The following is a 21,139-nucleotide window of genomic DNA, read 5'->3' as shown; positions in this document are numbered from 1 at the left end:
ATTAATTAATTATACCAAAAATCTCACCATTTTGTACATTATCATACTTAATATTAAGTATTTTATTGATTATTTTATCGTTTTCTACAATATTTACTCTTGTGTAGTTTGTAGCATAACCAGACATATATCCTTCAAAGTCTGATTTAGTTTCAAATAAAACCTTAAAAGATTTTCCGATTAAACTATTTAAATACTCATTAGAAACCACTTTACAAACTTCAGATAGTTTTGAACTTCTATATTTTTTAATATCTCCATTTATTTGATTTTTCATTTTAGCAGCTTTAGTTCCTTCTCTTGGGGAGTATTTAAAAATATGAACTCTTGAAAATCCTATTTTTTTTACAAATTCACAAGTTAATTCAAAATCTTCGTCCGTTTCGCCTGGAAACCCAACAATTATATCTGTAGTTATTCCTGCATGTGGATAATATTCTCTTATCAATCTGACCTTTTCGGTATATTCTTTGGTAGTATATTTTCTATTCATCAACTTTAATATCTTATCTGATCCATTTTGTAGTGAAAGATGAAAGTGATCGCAAAACTTTTCAGTTTTCTTTGTTCTTGTTAAAAAGTCTTCGGTAATTAATCTTGGCTCTACAGAACTCAATCTTATTCTCTCAATACCTGAAATTTTACTAATGTTCTCTATAACATCTATTAAAGAAATATCTTCCTCAAAATCAATGCCATAGGAAGCAACCTGGATTCCAGTAAGTATAATTTCTTTATATCCACGCTCTGCTAATCGTTTAGCTTCTTTGTTAATTGACTCAGGATTTCTTGACCTTACAGGTCCTCTTGCATATGGAATAATGCAATATGAGCAATACTGATTACAACCTTCTTGAATTTTAATGTAGGCTCTTGTCATTTCTGATTGATTATAAATCTCAAGTTCTTCAAAGTTTTTATCATTTTTTATTTCATCAACTATATTAATTAGTTTTTTTTCCTTTATTGCCCTCTCACATGCATCAACTATTTGAAGCTTATTATTCGTTCCAAGTACAACATCAACACCTTCAATTTTAGAAACTTCTTCAGGTTTAATCTGAACATAACAACCAACCATGGCGATAATTGCATCTTTGTTAAGTTTTTTTACTTTTCCTATAGCTTGTCTTGACTTTCTGTCACTCTGGTTTGTAACTGTACATGTGTTTATAACAAAGATATCACTATACTCTCCGTGAGGAACAACTTTATATCCATTATTAGTAAAAAGTTCCATCATGGCTTCAGTTTCATATTGATTTACTTTACATCCCAACGTTAAAAAGCTTACTTTTTTCATTCTTTACCTTTCTAATTCATAACCTATTATAGATAGTAAATTTAGTGATGCGGTTTCCGTTCTTAAAATTCTATCTCCCAGTAAAACCGAATTAAATCCTTTTGAAATTAAACAATCAACTTCATTTTTTGAAAAACCGCCTTCAGGTCCAATTACTATGGATATTTTATTGTATTCTTTTAAATTTTTCAAAACTTCTCTAATAGGCAAGTCAGATTCTTCATATGCTAAAATACCAAATTCTCCATCATCAAGTTCTATATCATCTATTCTTATTGGATAATTTATCTTTGGTATATTATTTCTCTTTGACTGCATTGCAGCAGCTTTTATAATTTTTTCATATCTTTCTTGTTTTTTATTATAGCTTTTTGCTTTAAACTTAACTATTGTTCTTTCTGATTCAAAGGGAACTATCTCATCTACTCCAAGTTCCACCGATTTTTGTATGATAAATTCAAATTTATCAGACTTAGGCATTCCTTGATATAATTTAATGATTGTAGAATTGTTTTTTAATTCAATTTTTTCTAAAACCTTAGTACGAATAGATTCGCTTTTTATTTCTATTATCTCTGCTATATATTTATTTCTCTTTGATATAAGCTCTAAGTTTTCTCCTATCTTAAGTCTTAATACATTTTTGCCATGATGAAAATCCTCTTTGTCATTTATCTCGATATAATTATCATCAATAATATTAGATTCGTCTATGAAAAACCTAAACATCTTTCCTACCTATAATTCCTGTCCATTCTCCCATATCTAAGTCCTTGACTATACTAAATCCATGTTGTTTAAGTTCCTTAATTATTAAATCTTTTTTCTCCAAAATAATTCCAGAAACTAATATCAATCCTTTTTCATTTAATTTTTCATATGCATCAGGAATCAAATTAATGATTACATCAGGTAATATATTTGCGATTATTAAATCAAAACTATCTTTTGAAGTGCTTAATAAATCACTTTCCATAACTTCTATCTTATCAACACAATCATTAACCACTACATTTTCCTTTGCTGTCTTTATAGATAATGGGTCTATGTCAAGCGCCAATACATGCTTTGCACCAATTTTGGAGCAGGCGATAGCAAGTATACCTGAGCCTGTACCAACATCGGCAACGATCTTATCTTTTATATCGACTTCTTCAAGGAGTTTTAAACAAATTGCTGTAGTTTCATGACTTCCTGTTCCAAATGCCATTCCAGGGTCAATTTCAAGAATTATTTTATCTTTATCAGCTTTATACTCTTCCCAGCTTGGAACAATTACAAATTTTTCTCCAACTTCAAGAGGCTTGAAAAACTTTTTCCATTCCACAGTCCAGTCGTATTCTTCACAATCTCTTTTGTATTCTGTTTTAATATCAGATGATAGTCTATTTAAGTTGTCTATAAGATTTGTAATCTTATCAAAATTCTCCTCATTGTCTTCTAAATTAAATTTTATATATAAATATTCTTCTCCAATTCTTAAATCATTATCTATCTCAACCCAATATGGCTTAGTTTCTTCAACTTCATCAACGGTTCTATCGTCAACAACTTCGAAGGAGTATACTTCATTTTCGTATAGATAATTATAAATTAAATCTTCATATTCATAAGGTGATTTAAGACTAAAATTTATCCATTTCATATTTCAAATTTCTCCTTGATTTTTTCAAATAATGATTTTTTATCTTTATGTTGATTTAAATCTATACCAGATTCATCTCCAAGCTCTTTTAAAAGTTCTTTTTGTTTACTATTTAACTTCTTCGGAGTAATTACAACAACTTCAAAGTATAAGTCACCTCTTTTACCCTCGTTATTATTTAACTTTTGAATACCTTCATTTTTTAATTTAAAAACTGTCCCAGTTTGTGTTCCTTCAGGAATAGAATATTTTTCAATTCCATCTATTAAAGGAATTTCTATGTCTGCTCCAAGTGCCGCTTGGGAAAAACTTATTGGCATTTTGAAATATAGATCATAACCTCTTCTTTCAAAAAGTTCGTGTTCCTTGACTTTTATAATTACATACAAGTCTCCTGAAGGACCACCATTATGTCCTACATTTCCTTCTCCTCTTAAATTAATTACCGAGTCGTTATCAACTCCAGCAGGTATATCTATATTTATTGTCTTTGTTTTACTTACTTTTTTCTTTCCCTTGCAAGTTTGACATTTTTCCTCTATTACTTCTCCAGTTCCGTGACATTCGTCACAAACACTAGTTCTTACGAATGTCCCAAAAGGAGATTGTTGTTGATATCTAACTTCACCAGTTCCATGACATTTAGAGCAAACTTTTACTTTGCTACCCTTTTTAGCACCAGTTCCGTCGCACTTTGAACAAGTTTCAGTCCTTCTAAATGTAATTTCTTTTTTTGTTCCAAAAGCTGCTTCATTAAAATCTAAAGTTACTACAGTTTGTAAATCTTCACCTTTTTGAGGGTAATTACTTCTTTTTCCAGAAGAAAATCCCCCAGAAAAAATGTCACCAAATATATCACCAAATATATCTGAAAGATCAAAGTTTATATCTCCAAATCCTCCACCTGATCCATTAAAAGCTGATTCGCCATACATATCATATTTTCTTCTATTTTCATCATTAGATAAAATTGCATAAGCTTCATTTATCTCTTGTAATTTTTCCTTTGCTTCTTCGTTGTCAGGGTTCAAATCAGGATGATATTTTTTTGCAAGTTGTCTATATTTCTTCTTTAACTCATCCTTTGTAAAGTCCTTTCCAACTCCTAAAACCTCATAGGGGTTTCTCATTTACAATTACCTCCACAATAAAATATAAATCTCATTAACAATGAGATTTAATACTTTCAAAATTCTCTAATAATCTTATCACAATATAGGTTAAAAAGAAAACAAGGACAGAGGAAAACTCTGTCCCTATCTAATATTATTACTTGTCTTCTTCGTCCTCATCTACAACTTCATAATCTGCATCAACTACATCATCCTTGTTTTCTGATGACTCACTTGAGTTTGCATTAGCATTTTGTGCATATAGTTTCTCAGACATCTTGTAAAGCTCTTGAGTAAGATTTTCAGTTTTAGTTTTAATTTCATTTGCATCTTCAGATGTTAGTGAATTTCTAAGATCTTTTATTTTTTCTTCTATTGATGATTTTTCATCTGAACTTATCTTATCACCTAAATCTTTCATTGTCTTTTCAGTTTGATAAATTACAGATTCTGCATTATTTCTATTTTCGATTAATTCTTTTTTCTTCTTGTCTTCTTCGGCAAATTTAGCTGCATCATCAACTTTTTGTTTTATTTCTTCATCAGATAATTTAGTTGAAGAAGAAATTGTCATCTTTTGTTCTTTACCTGAACCTAAGTCCTTAGCAGTAACATTTACTATACCATTTGCATCAATATCAAAAGTAACTTCAATTTGAGGTACTCCTCTTGGAGCAGCAGGTATATCTGCAAGTGTAAACTTACCTAAAAGTGTATTATCAACAGCCATTTCTCTTTCGCCTTGAAGAACTACTACTTCAACATTAGTTTGTCCATCTGCAGCAGTTGTAAATACTTGACTCTTCTTTGTAGGAATTGTTGTATTTCTTTCAATTAATCTTGTAGTAACTCCACCAAGTGTTTCAATACCTAATGATAATGGTGTAACGTCAAGTAATAATAAATCTTTTACTTCTCCACTTAGAACACCACCTTGAATTGCAGCTCCCATAGCTACACATTCATCTGGGTTAATATCTTTTTGAGGTTCTTTTCCTATTAATTTCTTTACAGATTCTTGCACAGCAGGAATTCTTGTAGAACCTCCTACAAGTAATACTGATTCAATATCTGAAGCTTGTAAACCAGCATCTTTTAAGGCTTGTTTTACAGGGTCTACAGTCTTTTCAACTAAATGAGCTGTTAAATCTTCAAATTTTGATCTACTTAAATCCATATTTAAATGAGCAGGAACACCATTAACAGCAGTTATAAAAGGTAAGTTTATATTTGTAGATAGAGTCGTAGATAACTCTTTCTTTGCCTTTTCTGCTGCATCTTTAAGTCTTTGAAGAGAAGTTGGATCTTGTCTTAAATCAATACCATTTTCTTTTTTGAACTCTTCTGCTAAATAGTCGATGACTGCGTTATCAAAGTCATCTCCACCAAGTTTGTTATTACCTCTTGTAGATAGAACTTCAAATACTCCGTCACCTACTTCAAGAATTGAAACGTCAAATGTTCCACCACCAAGGTCATAAACCATTATCTTGTGTTGGTCGTGATCTTTGTCAAGACCATAGGCTAAAGCAGCTGCAGTAGGTTCATTTATAATTCTCTTCACATTTAAACCCGCAATTTGTCCAGCATCTTTTGTAGCTTGTCTTTGACTATCTGTAAAATATGCAGGTACAGTGATAACAGCTTCTGTTATTTTTTCTCCTAAAAAATGTTCAGCATCAGCTTTTAACTTTTGAAGTATCATTGCAGAAATATCTTCAGGAGTTAAATCTTTTCCATCTATATCTATTTTGTAATCTGAACCCATATGAGTTTTTATTGATGAAATAGTTCTTTTTGGGTTAGTTATGGCTTGTCTTTTAGCAGTTTCTCCAACTAATCTTTCTCCATCCTTTGTAAAAGCAACTACAGATGGAGTTGTTCTGTTACCTTCAACATTTGTAATTATACTTGCTGAGCCACCTTCCATAACGGCTACAGCTGAATTTGTTGTACCTAAGTCGATTCCAATTATTTTTGACATAATATACCTCCTAATTATTCAGAAACTTTGACCATGCTTGGTCTTATTACTTTCCCATTTAAAATATATCCTTTTTGGAAAGTTTCAATAATATTACCTGACTCTACGTCTTCACTTTGTTCCATCAGAATTGCTTGATGAAAATTGTGGTCGAATGGTTTATTATCCGACTCTATTTCTTCAAGACCTTCTTTTTTTAAAATTTCTTTGAAATTTTTTATAATTATCTCCACACCTTCAGAATATTCTGAAGATTCCATATGGTTATAGGCTCTTTCCAGATCATCTATAACTGGTAGAAGCTTCATGATTAGACCTTCATTAGCTAATTTTACCGACGTTGATTTTTCTTTTTCTGTTCTCTTTTTATAGTTTGAAAAATCAGCTTGTAATCTTGCTAATGATAAATTTAAGCTTTCATTCGCTTCTTTTAAAGATTCAATCTCAGACAAAAGTTCATCATCAACAACATTTTCTTCCGTTGACTCCTCAACTTTTTCATCATTTTCATCTTCAATATCAATTTCGTTTTCTAACTCAATATTTTCATCTTTAAAATCATTCCCTTTAGACTCCATAGAATACCTCCTTTTATAAACTAATCAGTTTCCATGAAATATTGTACAAACTTGAAATAATCTTCTTATAATCAGATCTTAAAGGAGATAAAACTCCTATTTTGATTTTATATGCATTATCTAGTATTAATTCAGTAAGTACTAAACTGTTTTCGGACAGCTCCTTAAGCCCCACCTCTTTTCCGATGAAAATTTCTATATGATTTTTTAATTTTTTATCCATTATTTTTTTTATATTTTGTTCATTGCTAAGCAAATTCAAAAAAGATTTTAATTGAAATAGGTCATTATATTCTGGCATATCCAAAATATTTGTCAATCCAGTTACTTTAGTCTTGATGTCATTTATTCCTCTATATTCTTTGTTAATTAAATAAAGGAAATATTGAATTAAGTCTCTATTTAAAGCTGAACTGACAAGTTCATCTAATTCTTCTACTGTTAATTCATCTTGATTATTAATACTTAAAAGCTTATTAAGTAAAAAGTTTATTTTTTTCAAATCTGAAGAACTTATATCAAAGTCAACACTAAAAACCTTACTTGAAACTTCTAAATTATCTAATACAAATACAATTACATAAGTTTTTGTACTTATATTAATTATTTCCACTTTTCTAATTTTCGGTTGAGTAAATCTTTCCATAGAAGAAACTATAACTGAACTTGTAGATTCAGAAAGTATATCACACGCTAAACTTAAAGCACTTTCTCCTTTAATACCCGACCTTTCATTTCTAACAGTTAATGAACTCGTTTTTTCATTAGATCTCTGTATATTAAAAGAATTCAAAACTTCTTTTGCATAATACTTATATGCCAATGCAGAAGGGATTCTGCCAGAAGAAGAATGAGATTTTTCAAGTAAACCCATTTCTTCCAGATCACTCATTTCATTTCTTATAGTAGCAGCTGAAACTCCTAAATCAGAATTTTTAGAAATGGTTCTGGACCCTACTGGATTACAACTATCCAAATATTCATTTATGATAAATTCCATAATGTTTTTTTTCCTTGTGTCAATATCGGAATAGTTCATAAAATCAAATCCTTTCTTGATTAGCACTCATTAACCTCAAGTGCTAATATAATAATAAAACAAAAAAGATCTTTTGTCAACATTAAATCAAAAGATCTTTAAAAAATTTATTAGATATATCAAAACCATATTCTGTAAAAGCAATTCTATCATTATAGACTCTTAATAAATCACAACTTTCATAACTTTTTATTAGTTTGGTATTCTCTTTCCATATATCATATCCAAATTGTTCTTCCAATTCTTTTGTAGAAATACCTTCTACAAGTCTCATGTTCATTATTATTTTTTCAAACAATTTATCATTCAAACTTAAATTTTCTATAACTCCCTTAGGTAATTCATTATTTACGATGGAATTTATATAATCTTTATACCTATGGTAGTTGGTGTACCTAATGTTTCCATCATATCCACTTGCTCCCAGACCGAAAGCTACATACGGCATTGTATGCCAGTATTTTAGATTATGTTTAGAATTGTATCCAGGTTTTGAAAAGTTAGATATTTCATATTGATAAATACCTATGTTTTTTAAAAACTCAACAATTTTATGATAGTACATTCTATTTGTATTTTCATCTGGCAATTTTAAATTACCAATTTTACTTTCAAAATGAAATCTTGTATTTTCTTCAATTATAAGATCGTAATATGATATATGATTTACATCAAGTTCTTTAATTATATATAAATCATTTAGAAGGCTTAGTTCCGTTTGACCTGGAAGACCGGTAATAAAATCTAAATTTATGTTATTAACTCCTAAAGATTTAAGTTTTAATATATTTTTATATGCAACTTCACTGGTGTGCATCCTGCCTATTTTTCTTAAAATAGTATCATCGAAAGTCTGAACTCCAACAGAAAATCTATTTATTCCACAACTTAGATAATCCTCTATTTTTTCTATATAAAGATATTCTGGATTGCATTCTATTGAGTATTCTATTTTTTTTGAAATATTAAACCTTGATTTTATTAGCTTATCCAGTTTTATTATATTATCACTGGAAACATAGTTAGGTGTGCCTCCACCTAAATAGATAGTATCTATTTCAAAATCTTTCCAGTATTCATACGAAAGTTCTATCTCTTTAAAAAGATACTCAAAATACTCATCAATTCTTTTATCTTGATATGGCATTGTAGAAAAGTCACAATAGTAACATTTAGAAGCACAAAATGGAATATGAATATAAAGTCCTGCCTTTAAACCTGAGTTATTTATCTTCATCGTATTTTAATACTGCAAGAAAAGCATTTTGTGGAACTTCTACTGCACCTATTTGTCTCATTCTCTTCTTTCCTTCTTTTTGTTTTTCAAGAAGTTTTCTCTTTCTTGAAATATCTCCTCCGTAGCATTTTGCAAGAACATCTTTCCTAAGAGCTTTAACTGTTTCTCTTGCAATTATTTTAGATCCAATTGAAGCTTGAATAGGTACTGCAAATTGATGTCTTGGGATTTCATCTTTAAGTTTTTCAACTATAACTCTTGCTCTTTCATAAGCTTTTTCCTTGTGAACAATTAATGAGAATGCATCTACGAGTTCTCCATTTATTAAGATATCAAGTTTTTCGAGATTTGATTGTTGATATCCTTTAAATTCATAATCAAGTGAAGCATATCCTCTTGTTTTTGACTTTAATGCGTCGAAAAAGTCATATATTACCTCGTTTAATGGCAAAATATAATTAATGTTCACCCTCTTTTCATCAAGATATTCCATATTTACAAAAGTTCCTCTTTTGTTTTGGCATATTTCCATAATTGCTCCTACATAGTCAGTTGGTGCCATTATATTCGCATCAACTATAGGTTCTTCCATATATTCAATCTCTGAGGGATCTGGTAGATTTGAAGGGTTTTGTATTGTTAACATCTCACCTGATTTGATCATTATATTATATATAACTGAAGGTGCTGTTGCGATTATATTTAGGTCAAATTCTCTGTCGAGTCTTTCTTGAATTATCTCCATGTGAAGAAGCCCTAAAAATCCACATCTAAAACCAAATCCAAGAGCTTGAGATGTTTCTGGTTCAAATACTAAAGAAGCATCATTAACCTGTAACTTTTCCAAAGCATCTCTTATATCATTATACTCTTCGCCTTCCGCTGGATAAATTCCACAGTATACCATTGGAGTTACTACTTTATATCCAGGTAAAGGATTTTTCGTAGGCGACTGTGCAGATGTAATTGTGTCCCCAACTTTAGAATCTCTTACATTTTTTATAGAAGCTACTACAAAACCAACGTCACCAGCTCTAAGTTCCTTAACAGAAACTGGTCCTCCTGCAGTATATCCTACTTCAGTAACTTCGAATACTTTTCCAGTAGACATCATCTTGATGTCCATACCTGGTTTAATCACTCCGTCAAAAACTCTTACATAAGAAACTACTCCTTTATAAGAGTCATAATATGAATCAAATATAAGTGCTTTTAAGGGATCTACATCATTACCAGTTGGGGCAGGAACATTTTTTACTATATCTTCTAAAACTTGATCAATATTTGTACCTTCTTTTGCAGATATTAGAGGAATATCTTCTGTATCTAATCCAATAATATCTTCTATTTCCTTTTTGGCAAAGTCAATATCTGCTGAAGGTAAATCTATTTTATTGATTACAGGAAGAATTTCTAAGTCCTGGTCTAAAGCAAGATATACATTCGCAAGAGTTTGTGCTTCAACTCCTTGACTTGCATCAACTATTAGAACCGCTCCTTCACAAGCTGCAAGGCTTCTTGAAACTTCATATGAAAAGTCTACATGTCCTGGAGTATCTATCAAATTTAAAATATATTCTTCGCCATCTTTTGCTTTGTATTTTAATTTGATAGCTTTTAGTTTAATAGTTATTCCTCTTTCTCTTTCAAGGTCCATACTATCTAAAACTTGCTCTTCCATTTCTCTCTTTGTAAGAGTTCCTGTATTTTCAATTAGTCTATCTGCTAAAGTTGACTTTCCGTGATCAATATGTGCAATAATACAAAAATTTCTGATATTAGATTTTTTTATATTCATGTTAATACCTCGTCTCTATATGAATTATCTGTTTAATAAATTTTTATTAGAGATAATTTTATCAAATTGTTATATATTATTTCTTAATCTTTGAAATCAAGAACATTATAACATAATTTAAAGTTGGATAACCAATTTCAAAATAACTTCAGTTTGTTTTAACAATATGAATTAAACATGAAATTTTGATAAAAGTAGTAAATAAAATAAAAATATTAATCACATCATGAATTTTCCATAATAATTATCTTGATTTTTACCCATTGCTATATTATAATAACAATGTTATGTGCAGGAGGTGAAACAATGGCAAATATTAAATCAGCTATTAAAAGAATAGACGTTACAAAGAGACAAACTCTTGAAAACAAGGCTAGAAAGTCAGAAATCAAAACTTATACTAAGAAGTTTGAACAAGCTATTACTGACGAAAAATTTGATGAAGCAGAAAAGTTATTAAAATTGATTGATAAAAAATTGAAGAAAGCAACTACAAAAAATATCATACACAAAAATACAGCTTCAAGACATGTAAGTAAATTAGCAAAAAAATTAAATGTTGCAAAATAATACATTTAGGAAAGAGATAATGAATTCATTATCTCTTATTTAATGCGATTTTTTAGGAGCATAAATTAGTAATATAATTTTCTACCTGTATTTCAGGTTTAATTGGCTTTGATTTAAGTCCTACTTCCAATTCATAGGAACTATTAATCGCATCTTTTAAATCCTTATATGTCCATATATTTATAAATCTTTCTAATTTTTTAAGCTCGAAATTTGATATAGAGTATCTTTTAGTAATTTGCATATTATTCATTCCCCTACGCCTACACTCTTTTATTATCAAAATATTTCTAATCATTCTTACAACCATATAAAATATTTTAAAAGCATCATCATTGTCATCTATTAATGTATTGTAGATTGTTAATGACTTTTTTAGTGATTTTTCTAAAATGCTATCGGTTAAATTAAAAATGTTATAACCTGAAATCTTAGTTAAACTATCTATAATATCTTTATCGGAAGCATTTAAATCTAAATTTTTTATTTTATCTAACTCGTTGTTTAAATCGAGCAATGTCATCTTCAATTCAGCAATCAAGTATCCACTATTATCCACAATATAATTAATCAGTTTAATATTGTCTGATTGTTTAATGCCCAAATAGTTCGATATATATTTCATTAAGTCTGGTCTATTTAGTTTGTTAACTACCTTTATATCTCCAACTTCTTTAAATTTTTTCAAAAACTTACCGTTAAATAATTTTTCAGTAGATGAATTTATTATTAAGAATGTTGAAGGTGGTATGTTAGTAATTATATTTCCTAATTCTTCAAAAACTGTTTTATATTTAGAAATTGCTCCTTTATCTAAGGGCATATTTTCAATTATTACCGCTTTATTATCACTCATAAGAGGCAAAGTCTGTATACTATTATAAAGTTTTTGAATATTTAAATCTTCAAATTCAAATTTTGAAACATTAAAATCATAAAAATTTTTATCAACCAATTTATCTATAATGTCATTTGAATTTTTTTCTATTAAATAACTTTCGCTACCATGTATTAGTATTATATTTTTAATTTAAAACACCTCTCTTCACTGATAAAATTCGCTTACAAAAACAAAACATAATCATATAATAAATAAAACTAAGTTTTTTATCATCTGCTAAAATCATTTCTCTTACATATTCTTTCGAGTCATAACTCTTTATAAAATTATCGTAGATTTCCATATAGCAATTTCCTGAAAAATCTGTTCTAAATGTCTTAATTTTATTATCATTTAAATATTTTATTATTTCTATATCAGGATGATTGTAGGAATTGTATTCCCCAACTGAAATAAGTGCTATCTTTGGATTTGTCTTTTTGAAAAAAGATTTTGAATATGAATACTTAGATCCATGATGTGCAATTTTTAAAATATCCACACCAATATTTTCATTAAGTAAACTTTCTTCAAGTTCATTTGTAATATCTCCTGTAAAAAGAATTTTAGCATTTTTTATTTCTACCAAAAGAACTAACGAGTTATCATTTTCTTCATTTTCATTAGACGAATTTAATACAGTTATTTTTAAATCATCAGATTTAAGTATATCACCCTTTTTTAATTCTACGGAATTAAATTTATTATTAATAAAATCACTATACAAGTAATCAGTGCTACCTATATGAGAGTAGACTGGAGTTTTAGGATAGTTTTTCATTATAAAGCCAATATTTCCAATATGATCTTTATCTAAATGAGATAAAAATATTCCATTCAACTTTTTAACTTTTAAGTATGATAGATTATCAAAAACTATTTTAGAGTTGTCTCCTTCTTTAATTTTTCCTCCAGTATCGATTAAATAACTCTCTCTTTTGTATTTTAATAGAAAACAATCACCTTGTCCTATATCAATCATTGTAAGTGTTGCAATAGGTCTTACATCATTTAATATTATATTAAAGACAAATGTAGTAGAAAATAGGAATAAAATAATTTTAGAATTCTGTCTCAATAGCTTTTCATATTGAAATCTATTGTAATAGATCAAAATAACTATGGCTACAATAGAAAAGTATAGTACCACATCAGTTAGATTAAAATTTAATTCTATTTTACTAAATCCATTTTTAGGGGTAATTGCTTCTGTAACATATTCTGAAATTTTAAATGTAATTGAAATCAATTTATTTAGTCCACTTCCTAATATAGGAATCTTTGCGAGAACTATATATGGAATAAACAAATACAAAACAATTGTAAGGATAGGCACTATAAATAAATTTCCTAAAAAAACAAAGTATGAAAAACTTTTAAAATAATACATCTGAAGTGGAAATATCAATATATTCACAGAAATAGTTAAATACATTAAATTAATAAGTGAATTATCTTTTTCACTTTTGTTTTTTAACATTGGATATATAATCTCCATTGCAGTAACTGCTAAAAATGAAAATTGAAATCCTATATCAAAAATTGAAGCAGGATAAATTAACAATATTATTAAAGCTGAAATAGCTATTGTTTTCTTTCTATCTTCTGGAATCATGGTTAAATATGATATTACACTAATAAGCAAAAATAGAAATGCTCTAAATGATGAAAATGGAAAATCTATAAGTAGGCAGTAAAAACCAACAAATGCAACAGATATTATTTTTCTTATCCTCATATCAACACTTAAAAGCCCTAAACAAAACATTAAACTTGAATAGACTATCATAATGTGAAATCCGCTAATAGCAAGAATATGAGAGATCCCTAAATCTCTATATTCATCCTTTATCTCCATATTGATTATATTTCTTCCCGTTGATGCGGAATATAAAAAGTTAGAAAGATTTTCTTCGAAATTTGAAGTTTTTGATTTTATAATATCATCAAAACCTCTCTGCCACTTCAATAATAGTTTCTCAGAAACTCCTTCTGTTGAAATTTTATTAGCATAGCAATAGGAATATAAATCTTTGGAAATCATGTAATTATAAAAATTAAATCTTCCCGGTATCTTTTTGTTTTTAGGTATGTATAACTTTGTACTAAATTTTACCTTGTCCCCTATTTTAAAAATTTCTTCACCATTATAATACGCATAAACATTAGGACCATTTTTATTTCCATCTAATAAAACATCCTTTATATACAGGGTTGTAGAATCTTCTTTTTTAATTGCCTTTGTAACTACGCCATCAATATAAAAGAATCTATTATCCAATGAATAATTAAAATTACTTTTTAAGTTATCATATCTGTATAGACACACAATTCCAAGCATTATACCAAGTGCAATATATATTAAGTTTTTATTTGAAAACAAAAATAGACCTATACTTACTGTAAAGGCTGATATGTAAAAATATTTATTAATTTCAAAAAAACATCCAAAAAACATAGTTGCAATAACAATTGCAAGAATAATTACAGAATTATATTTTTTCATTTTTTACTCCAAATCATTATATCAATTCAATTATATAATATTTTGGAGAATATTAAAAAATTGGCCCTATATAATAGAGCCAATTAATGTTATTTTTTTAAATTGTAAAAAGCATTTATTCCTTCAAATATAGCTTCGTCTTCAAGATAGTCTTCAATTCTTAATAATTGATTGTACTTTGCTATTCTATCTGTTCTTGATGCAGAACCTGTTTTTATTTGTCCACTATTAACTGCTACTGCAAGGTCAGCAATTGTAGTATCTTCTGTTTCTCCAGATCTGTGAGAAATAATACATGTAAATCCATGTCTTTTAGCAAGTTCAATTGCATCTAATGTTTCAGTAATTGTACCTATTTGATTTAATTTAATAAGGATTGAATTTGAAACATTCATTTCAATTCCCTTTTTAAGTCTTTCAACATTGGTTACGAATAAATCGTCTCCAACTAATTGAATTTTCTTTCCAAGTCTTTCTGTAAGTTTAACCCAACCATCCCAGTCATCTTCTGAAAGTCCATCTTCGATTGATATAATTGGATATTTTTCAACTAACATTTCGTAATATGAAATGAGCTCATCAGTAGTTCTAACTACTCCTTCACCTTTAAAGTTATACTTTCCGTCTTCGTACATTTCTGTAGATGCAACGTCAAGAGCTAAAACAACATCTTCTTTTGGTTTATATCCTGCTTCTTTAATAGCTTCTACTATGGTTTCAAGTGCTTCTTCATTTGAGTTAAGATTTGGAGCAAATCCTCCCTCATCACCAACTGCTGTGTTTAAGCCTCTGCCCTTTAATACATTTTTAAGTGAATGGAAAATTTCAGCACCCATCCTAATAGCTTCTTTAAATGTTTCTGCACCAACAGGCATTATCATAAATTCTTGAATATCAACATTGTTATCAGCATGTTCTCCACCATTTAATATATTCATCATAGGAAGAGGAATAACTTTAGAGTTAACACCGCCAAGGTATTCATATAGATGAAGTCCTAATTCATCTGCAGCCGCTTTAGCTACTGCGATTGAAACTCCAAGGATAGCATTGGCACCTAATTTGCCCTTATTTTCAGTTCCGTCAAGTTCTATCATAAGATTATCTATTCTAACTTGCTCAAGAACTTCTTCTCCAATTATTTCGTCTGCAATGATTTCATTTACATTGTCTACTGCTTTTTGAACACCTTTTCCAAGGTATCTTGACTTGTCACCATCTCTAAGTTCAACAGCTTCATGAGCTCCTGTTGACGCCCCTGAAGGAACTATTGCTCTACCAACTCCTCCTTCTTCAGTTAATACTTCAACTTCTACAGTTGGATTTCCCCTTGAATCAAGAACCTCTCTTGCATATATATCTATTATTCTACTCATAACATCCTCCAATTAATAATTGATTAAACTTGTAAAACTATCAACCTTTAAACTTGCTCCTCCGACAAGAGCTCCGTCAACATTTTCTTTCGCCATAATTTCTTTAACATTTTCAGGCTTTACTGATCCACCATATAAAATCCTTATATTGTCTGCTAAATCTTTAGAATATAGCTCTTCCAAGATTTCTCTAATATATTTACACATTTCTTCAGCATCTTCAGGAGAAGCGGTTTTACCAGTGCCGATTGCCCAAATTGGTTCATAGGCTATAACAAGTTTGTCTAAATCTTTTTCAGATATTCCTTCTAAATCCTTAGTAATTTGATTTTTTATTTTTTCTTGGTGCTTTTGAGCTTCTCTTTCTTCTATTGTCTCACCACAACAAAGGATTGGCGATAGTTCTTTAGAAATAGCAGCCTTAACTTTTTTGTTTAGAAGTTCATCAGATTCGTTGAAAATCTCTCTTCTTTCTGAATGACCAATAATTACATAAGATACATTTAAATCTTTTAGCATTTGTCCTGAGACTTCTCCTGTAAAAGCTCCTCTGTCTTCAAAATACATATTTTGAGCACCAATTTTTATATCTGTATCATTTAAAAGTTCATTAGCGAGATAAAGAGAAGTAAAAGGAGTTGCTATTATTTTTTCAACATCTTCTGATAGCTCCTTTTGTTTTAAGGAGCTTATAAATACCTTTGTATCAGATGGAGTATTATTCATCTTCCAGTTTCCCGCTATTATAGGTTTACGCATTTTACCTCCTATTTATCTGATATGGCTTCAATTCCTGGTAAAGTCTTTCCTTCTAAAAATTCTAATGAAGCTCCTCCACCAGTAGAAACATGAGTTACCTTATCTTTATATCCTGATTTTTCAATGGCTGAAGCAGAATCACCTCCGCCTATTATTGTAATAGCATCTACTTCTGATAGAGCCTTTGCTATATCAAAAGTTCCATTTGCAAATTGTTTAATTTCAAAAACACCCATAGGACCATTCCATACAATTGTTTTTGATTTTTTTATCTCTTCTACAAATACAGAAACAGTTCTTGGTCCAATATCAAAAGCTTTATCATCTGGTGTAAAACCATTTATAGAAATAGTTTTTGATGGAGAGTCTTCTGTCATTTCTTCAGCTACAATTGCATCCATTGGTAAAAAGATTTTAACTCCCTTTTCAGTTGCTTTTTTAAGAAGTTCTTTTGCTAAATCCAACTTGTCATTTTCAACAAGAGATCCGCCAACTTCATATCCCTCAGCTTTTAAAAATGTCCAAGCCATTCCTCCACCAATAAGAATAGCATCTACTTTTTCAAGTAAATTATCAATAACTCCTATTTTGTCACTTACTTTAGCTCCTCCAAGAATTGCTATAAAAGGTCTTTCTGGATTTTCTAAAGCCTTTCCCATTACATTTACTTCTTTCTCAACTAAAAAACCAAGAGCTGACTCAAGATGCTTAGACACACCTACATTTGAAGCATGAGCTCTGTGAGAAGTACCAAATGCATCATTAACATATAAATCTGCAAGTGAAGCTAATTCCTTTGCAAATTCATCTCCATTTTTGGTTTCTTCAGCTCTAAATCTCGTGTTTTCTAAAAGAGCAATGTCGCCTTTTTCTAAATTATTACAAGCTTCTTTAACTTTATCATCAACCACTTTATCTGATTGTAAAAATTTAACTTCTTTTCCTATTAATTCAGAAAGCCTTTTAGCTACAGGCTCTAATGAAAATTTCTTTTCTGGTCCATTTTTTGGTCTTCCCAAGTGAGACATTAGTATAACCTTTGCATGATTATCTAATAAATATTTTATTGTATCAAGGGAAGCAACTATTCTTGTGTCATCTGAAATTTCGCCAGTTTCAGATGATATAGGTACATTAAAATCCACCCTTACAAGTACTTTTTTGCCTTCAACATTAAGATCTTTTAAAGTTTTTTTATTTAACATTTTATCACCTTTACTTAAATTAGCCCGGTATGACCGGGCTAAAAATATTATTTATAGTTTTTAGCTACAAGTTCAGCTAAGTCAATTACTCTTTGTGAATATCCCCATTCATTATCATACCAAGAAACTACTTTAACAAAATTGTCATCAATAACAGTTGTTAATGCAGAATCAAATATTGATGCTCTTGGATCCTTTTGATAGTCAATTGAAACAAGTGGTTCATCTGAATATCCTAAAATTCCCTTTAGCTCATTTTCTGAAGCTTTTTTAACTGCTTCATTAACTTCTTCTTTAGTAACATTTTTTTCAAGTTCAAAAGTTACATCTACTAAAGATACTGTAGGAACTGGAACTCTTACAGCATATCCACTTAATTTACCTTCCATTTGAGGAAGTACTAGTGCTACAGCTTTTGCAGCACCTGTTGTTGTAGGAACCATGCTTAGTGCAGCTGCTCTTGCTCTTCTTAAATCTCTATGTTTATTATCATGAATATTTTGATCTCCTGTGTAAGCGTGAATAGTTGTCATAAGTCCACGTTTAATTCCAAAGTTCTCATCAATGACTTTTGTTACTGGTGCTAAACAGTTTGTAGTACAAGAAGCATTTGATATTATATGATCTTCATCAGGATTATAAGTATCACAGTTTACGCCCATTACAATTGTTTTAATTCCTTTTCCTGGAGCTGTTAAAATAACTTTTTTAGCTCCCGCTTCTATATGCTTTCCTAAACTTTCTGCATCTTTAAAAGCTCCTGTAGAGTCAATTACAAGTTCTACTCCTAATTCTTTCCATGGAAGGTTTGCAGGGTCTCTATCATTAACTATTTTTACAACTTTATCATTGATTACAAAAGAATCATCTTTAACTTCTATAGTTCCATCAAACTTTCCATAAAGTGAGTCATATTTAAAAAGATGTGCCATTGTGTGCAAATCTGAACTAAAGTTAATAGCTACAAGTTCTAAGTCAGCTTCGTTCCTTTCAAAAATTTGTCTAACAACATCTCTTCCTATTCTACCAAAACCATTTACAGCTACTCTCATAAATACCTCCTACATATTTTCATTTTTAATTTTTACATATATCATAATGTTAAACATTATAATCATCACTAAATCTTATACCCAAATTTCTAATAATCTCTCAAAATAATATTTTTTTAATTTACTATCAAAACTGTAATAAAGAGTTAAAATCATTCTGTCTTAACGCTTCATAGAGTATTATAGCAACAGAATTTGATAAATTTAAAGATCGTTTTAATTTCTTTGTCATAGGTATTCTTATACATTTATCTTTATTCTGATTTAAAATACTTTCAGAGATTCCTGCTGATTCCTTTCCAAACATAATAAAATCTCCATCTTTAAATTTTGCTTCAGAATAACAGTTATTCGCCTTAGTTGTGGCATAAAAAATATTAATGCCAGGGTTTTTTAAGAGAAAATCATCATAATCATCATATATTGTAACATCAACATCTTTCCAATAATCAAGACCAGTTCGCCTAAGAGTTTTATCATCCATATTGAACTTAAATGGTCTTATAAGGTGAAGCCTTGATTCAGTAAGAAAGCATGTCCTCCCAATATTACCAACATTTGTTGGCTTTTCAGGCTCCAATAATACTATATTAAACATTTTTCGCCTCTTTCTTATAATGTAAACAATAGGAATTTACAGGACAAATATCACACCTTGGACTTCTGGATTTACAAATTCTTCTTCCATGAAATATTAAAATGTGATGGCTTTTACTCCACCTATTTCTATCTATCCTTCTTCTTAATTGTTTTTCAGTTTCTTCTACATTTATCGCATTTGCAATTCCAATTCTATTTGATACTCTAAATACATGGGTATCTACAGCAATAGAAGGTATGTCAAATGCATTTGAAAGCACAACATTTGCAGTCTTCCTTCCAACTCCTGGAAGTTTTGTCAATTCCAACATTGATTTAGGAACTTCTGAATTGTACTGGTTAATTAATATTTGACTTGTTGAAAGTATATTTTTACTTTTTGAATTGTAAAAACCACAACTCTTTATAATATCTCCAAGTTCATCTATTGAAAGGGTAACCATCTTTTCTGGAGTATTATAATTTTGAAATAGCACCTCAGTCGTCTTATTTACTCTAACATCTGTACATTGAGCAGATAAAATAGTTGCAATTAAAAGTTCATATGGAGTTGTATAATTTAATTCTGCCTTAGCATCTGGATATGTCTTTTCTAATATATCTAACACATCACTGATTACTTCCATAGTTAAATGTTTACTCATTTCTTAATTCCTTAATCATTTCTATCTCTTTCTTATATCCATCTAAGTCATTTGGTGTTTCAAGGATAACTGGAATATCCTTTAACCTTTCATCATTAACAAATTTTCTAAAAGTCTCAATCCCTAAAACCCCTTGACCTATTTTTTCATGCCTATCCTTTTTTGAACCTAAATCCTTTAAAGTATCATTAAAATGAATTACTTTTAGTTTATCTATACCTATAATATTATCAAATTCCTCTAATACTTCTTTATAGTGATTTTTTATATCATATCCTGCTGAGTATATATGACAAGTATCAAGACAAACCCCAACATTTTTATATTTAATATTTTCAATCATATAATTGAGTTCTTTAAAATTACTCCCTATTTCCGTTCCCATTCCAGACATTGTTTCAAGACATAAATAAATTTTATAATCATCACTTAATATCTCATTCAAAGATTTTATTATTAAATTCATTCCTGTATTAGATCCTTGTCCCACATGATTTCCCGGATGCAGAACATATCTATCTACATCTAACTCTTTTAATCTATTTAAGTCTTTTAAAATTATATCCTTACCATTTTCAATAACATTTAGTTTTTTTGAAGCAAGATTTATTATATATGGTGCGTGACAAACTAAAATATTTAAATTATTTGTTCTTCTCAAATATTTGAAATTATTAATTTCATCATCCTTTAAAACTCGTCTACTATTTCCTCTTGGATTACTGGCAAAAAACTGAAAGGTAGTTGCTCCCTGAGCTAATGCCTCCCTAACTCCATTAGGATAACCATTACTTGTTGAAACGTGAAAACCTAACTTCATAATTCACCTCACACTTTATTATAGCATAAAC

At 29.3% G+C, this 21,139-nt stretch carries 19 protein-coding genes; 1 reads left to right on the top strand and 18 read right to left on the bottom strand.

Annotation, left to right across the window (positions count from 1 at the left end; translation table 11 throughout):
* Position 1: 1 nt before the first annotated feature.
* The 9 genes from mtaB to lepA form a co-directional block, all read right to left on the bottom strand.
* Positions 2 to 1,303 (bottom strand): tRNA (N(6)-L-threonylcarbamoyladenosine(37)-C(2))-methylthiotransferase MtaB, encoded by a 1,302-nt coding sequence (gene mtaB / locus BN2746_RS07555; protein ID WP_055079176.1) that lies wholly within the window; start codon positions 1,301 to 1,303, stop codon positions 2 to 4.
* A gap of 3 nt (positions 1,304 to 1,306) precedes the next feature.
* A complete protein-coding gene (locus BN2746_RS07550) occupies positions 1,307 to 2,032 on the bottom strand; it encodes an RsmE family RNA methyltransferase (RefSeq protein WP_055079175.1) in 726 nt (241 codons plus the stop codon).
* Complete coding sequence (gene prmA / locus BN2746_RS07545; RefSeq protein WP_055079174.1) at positions 2,025 to 2,948, bottom strand: 50S ribosomal protein L11 methyltransferase; 924 nt, start codon at positions 2,946 to 2,948, stop codon at positions 2,025 to 2,027. Before prmA ends, BN2746_RS07550 begins: the two co-directional genes overlap by 8 nt.
* Complete coding sequence (gene dnaJ / locus BN2746_RS07540) at positions 2,945 to 4,078, bottom strand: molecular chaperone DnaJ (protein WP_055079173.1); 1,134 nt, start codon at positions 4,076 to 4,078, stop codon at positions 2,945 to 2,947. Before dnaJ ends, prmA begins: the two co-directional genes overlap by 4 nt.
* A 139-nt stretch (positions 4,079 to 4,217) precedes the next feature.
* The gene (dnaK, locus tag BN2746_RS07535) at positions 4,218 to 6,044 is read right to left on the bottom strand and encodes a molecular chaperone DnaK (RefSeq protein ID WP_055079172.1); all 1,827 of its coding nucleotides are present in this window, start codon (positions 6,042 to 6,044) and stop codon (positions 4,218 to 4,220) included.
* A 14-nt stretch (positions 6,045 to 6,058) separates the two neighbouring features.
* Entirely contained in the window at positions 6,059 to 6,622 is a 564-nt protein-coding gene (grpE, locus tag BN2746_RS07530; RefSeq protein ID WP_055079171.1) for a nucleotide exchange factor GrpE, read from the bottom strand.
* 13 nt (positions 6,623 to 6,635) lie between these two features.
* Complete coding sequence (gene hrcA / locus BN2746_RS07525; RefSeq protein WP_148445403.1) at positions 6,636 to 7,661, bottom strand: heat-inducible transcriptional repressor HrcA; 1,026 nt, start codon at positions 7,659 to 7,661, stop codon at positions 6,636 to 6,638.
* Between the two features lie 82 nt (positions 7,662 to 7,743).
* Positions 7,744 to 8,898, bottom strand: a complete 1,155-nt coding sequence (hemW, locus tag BN2746_RS07520; protein ID WP_055079169.1) for a radical SAM family heme chaperone HemW — start codon at positions 8,896 to 8,898, stop codon at positions 7,744 to 7,746.
* Positions 8,885 to 10,696 (bottom strand): translation elongation factor 4, encoded by a 1,812-nt coding sequence (gene lepA, locus BN2746_RS07515; protein WP_055079168.1) that lies wholly within the window; start codon positions 10,694 to 10,696, stop codon positions 8,885 to 8,887. Before lepA ends, hemW begins: the two co-directional genes overlap by 14 nt.
* Before the next feature lie 306 nt (positions 10,697 to 11,002).
* Here lepA and rpsT point away from each other — a divergent pair, with 306 nt between their 5' ends.
* Positions 11,003 to 11,266 (top strand): 30S ribosomal protein S20, encoded by a 264-nt coding sequence (rpsT, locus tag BN2746_RS07510; RefSeq protein WP_055079167.1) that lies wholly within the window; start codon positions 11,003 to 11,005, stop codon positions 11,264 to 11,266.
* Positions 11,267 to 11,318: 52 nt separating this feature from the next.
* Here rpsT and holA read toward each other — a convergent pair whose 3' ends face one another.
* The 9 genes from holA to BN2746_RS07465 all read right to left on the bottom strand — a co-directional run bounded on the left by holA (position 11,319) and on the right by BN2746_RS07465 (position 21,108).
* Positions 11,319 to 12,278 (bottom strand): DNA polymerase III subunit delta, encoded by a 960-nt coding sequence (gene holA / locus BN2746_RS07505; protein WP_268909577.1) that lies wholly within the window; start codon positions 12,276 to 12,278, stop codon positions 11,319 to 11,321.
* Positions 12,279 to 12,291: 13 nt separating this feature from the next.
* Positions 12,292 to 14,652, bottom strand: coding sequence for a DNA internalization-related competence protein ComEC/Rec2 (locus BN2746_RS07500; RefSeq protein ID WP_055079165.1), 2,361 nt, complete (start codon positions 14,650 to 14,652; stop codon positions 12,292 to 12,294).
* 89 nt (positions 14,653 to 14,741) lie between these two features.
* Positions 14,742 to 16,028: a phosphopyruvate hydratase gene (gene eno, locus BN2746_RS07495; RefSeq protein WP_055079164.1), complete on the bottom strand. Its 1,287-nt coding sequence runs from the start codon at positions 16,026 to 16,028 to the stop codon at positions 14,742 to 14,744.
* A 12-nt stretch (positions 16,029 to 16,040) separates the two neighbouring features.
* Positions 16,041 to 16,787, bottom strand: coding sequence for a triose-phosphate isomerase (gene tpiA, locus BN2746_RS07490; protein ID WP_055079163.1), 747 nt, complete (start codon positions 16,785 to 16,787; stop codon positions 16,041 to 16,043).
* Positions 16,788 to 16,795: 8 nt separating this feature from the next.
* On the bottom strand, positions 16,796 to 17,992 hold the full coding sequence (locus tag BN2746_RS07485) for a phosphoglycerate kinase (protein WP_055079162.1): 1,197 nt from the start codon (positions 17,990 to 17,992) through the stop codon (positions 16,796 to 16,798).
* 47 nt (positions 17,993 to 18,039) lie between these two features.
* Positions 18,040 to 19,044, bottom strand: a complete 1,005-nt coding sequence (gene gap / locus BN2746_RS07480) for a type I glyceraldehyde-3-phosphate dehydrogenase (RefSeq protein WP_055079161.1) — start codon at positions 19,042 to 19,044, stop codon at positions 18,040 to 18,042.
* A gap of 127 nt (positions 19,045 to 19,171) precedes the next feature.
* On the bottom strand, positions 19,172 to 19,642 hold the full coding sequence (locus BN2746_RS07475; protein ID WP_055079160.1) for a tRNA (cytidine(34)-2'-O)-methyltransferase: 471 nt from the start codon (positions 19,640 to 19,642) through the stop codon (positions 19,172 to 19,174).
* Positions 19,635 to 20,288, bottom strand: coding sequence for an endonuclease III (nth, locus tag BN2746_RS07470; protein WP_055079159.1), 654 nt, complete (start codon positions 20,286 to 20,288; stop codon positions 19,635 to 19,637). Before nth ends, BN2746_RS07475 begins: the two co-directional genes overlap by 8 nt.
* A complete protein-coding gene (locus BN2746_RS07465; protein WP_055079158.1) occupies positions 20,281 to 21,108 on the bottom strand; it encodes a deoxyribonuclease IV in 828 nt (275 codons plus the stop codon). The genes nth and BN2746_RS07465 overlap by 8 nt, the downstream gene beginning before the upstream one ends.
* Positions 21,109 to 21,139 lie beyond the last annotated feature (31 nt).

The organism is Lagierella massiliensis (genome assembly GCF_001407835.1).
GTDB lineage: Bacteria > Bacillota > Clostridia > Tissierellales > Peptoniphilaceae > Mediannikoviicoccus > Mediannikoviicoccus massiliensis.
The sequence above is the reverse complement of the archived record's forward strand: the minus strand, read 5'-3'. Positions and strand labels throughout refer to the sequence as shown.

Excerpts from the sequence above, each read along its gene's own strand:
- nth (WP_055079159.1), bottom strand. The coding sequence starts at position 20,288 with ATGAGTAAACATTTAACTATGGAAGTAATCAGTGATGTGTTAGATATA.
- hemW (WP_055079169.1), bottom strand. The coding sequence starts at position 8,898 with ATGAAGATAAATAACTCAGGTTTAAAGGCAGGACTTTATATTCATATT.
- BN2746_RS07465 (WP_055079158.1), bottom strand. The coding sequence starts at position 21,108 with ATGAAGTTAGGTTTTCACGTTTCAACAAGTAATGGTTATCCTAATGGA.
- hrcA (WP_148445403.1), bottom strand. The coding sequence starts at position 7,661 with ATGAACTATTCCGATATTGACACAAGGAAAAAAAACATTATGGAATTT.
- lepA (WP_055079168.1), bottom strand. The coding sequence starts at position 10,696 with ATGAATATAAAAAAATCTAATATCAGAAATTTTTGTATTATTGCACAT.
- rpsT (WP_055079167.1), top strand. The coding sequence starts at position 11,003 with ATGGCAAATATTAAATCAGCTATTAAAAGAATAGACGTTACAAAGAGA.
- prmA (WP_055079174.1), bottom strand. The coding sequence starts at position 2,948 with ATGAAATGGATAAATTTTAGTCTTAAATCACCTTATGAATATGAAGAT.
- BN2746_RS07485 (WP_055079162.1), bottom strand. The coding sequence starts at position 17,992 with ATGTTAAATAAAAAAACTTTAAAAGATCTTAATGTTGAAGGCAAAAAA.
- dnaJ (WP_055079173.1), bottom strand. The coding sequence starts at position 4,078 with ATGAGAAACCCCTATGAGGTTTTAGGAGTTGGAAAGGACTTTACAAAG.
- BN2746_RS07500 (WP_055079165.1), bottom strand. The coding sequence starts at position 14,652 with ATGAAAAAATATAATTCTGTAATTATTCTTGCAATTGTTATTGCAACT.
- BN2746_RS07475 (WP_055079160.1), bottom strand. The coding sequence starts at position 19,642 with ATGTTTAATATAGTATTATTGGAGCCTGAAAAGCCAACAAATGTTGGT.
- grpE (WP_055079171.1), bottom strand. The coding sequence starts at position 6,622 with ATGGAGTCTAAAGGGAATGATTTTAAAGATGAAAATATTGAGTTAGAA.
- tpiA (WP_055079163.1), bottom strand. The coding sequence starts at position 16,787 with ATGCGTAAACCTATAATAGCGGGAAACTGGAAGATGAATAATACTCCA.
- mtaB (WP_055079176.1), bottom strand. The coding sequence starts at position 1,303 with ATGAAAAAAGTAAGCTTTTTAACGTTGGGATGTAAAGTAAATCAATAT.
- gap (WP_055079161.1), bottom strand. The coding sequence starts at position 19,044 with ATGAGAGTAGCTGTAAATGGTTTTGGTAGAATAGGAAGAGATGTTGTT.
- dnaK (WP_055079172.1), bottom strand. The coding sequence starts at position 6,044 with ATGTCAAAAATAATTGGAATCGACTTAGGTACAACAAATTCAGCTGTA.
- BN2746_RS07550 (WP_055079175.1), bottom strand. The coding sequence starts at position 2,032 with ATGTTTAGGTTTTTCATAGACGAATCTAATATTATTGATGATAATTAT.
- eno (WP_055079164.1), bottom strand. The coding sequence starts at position 16,028 with ATGAGTAGAATAATAGATATATATGCAAGAGAGGTTCTTGATTCAAGG.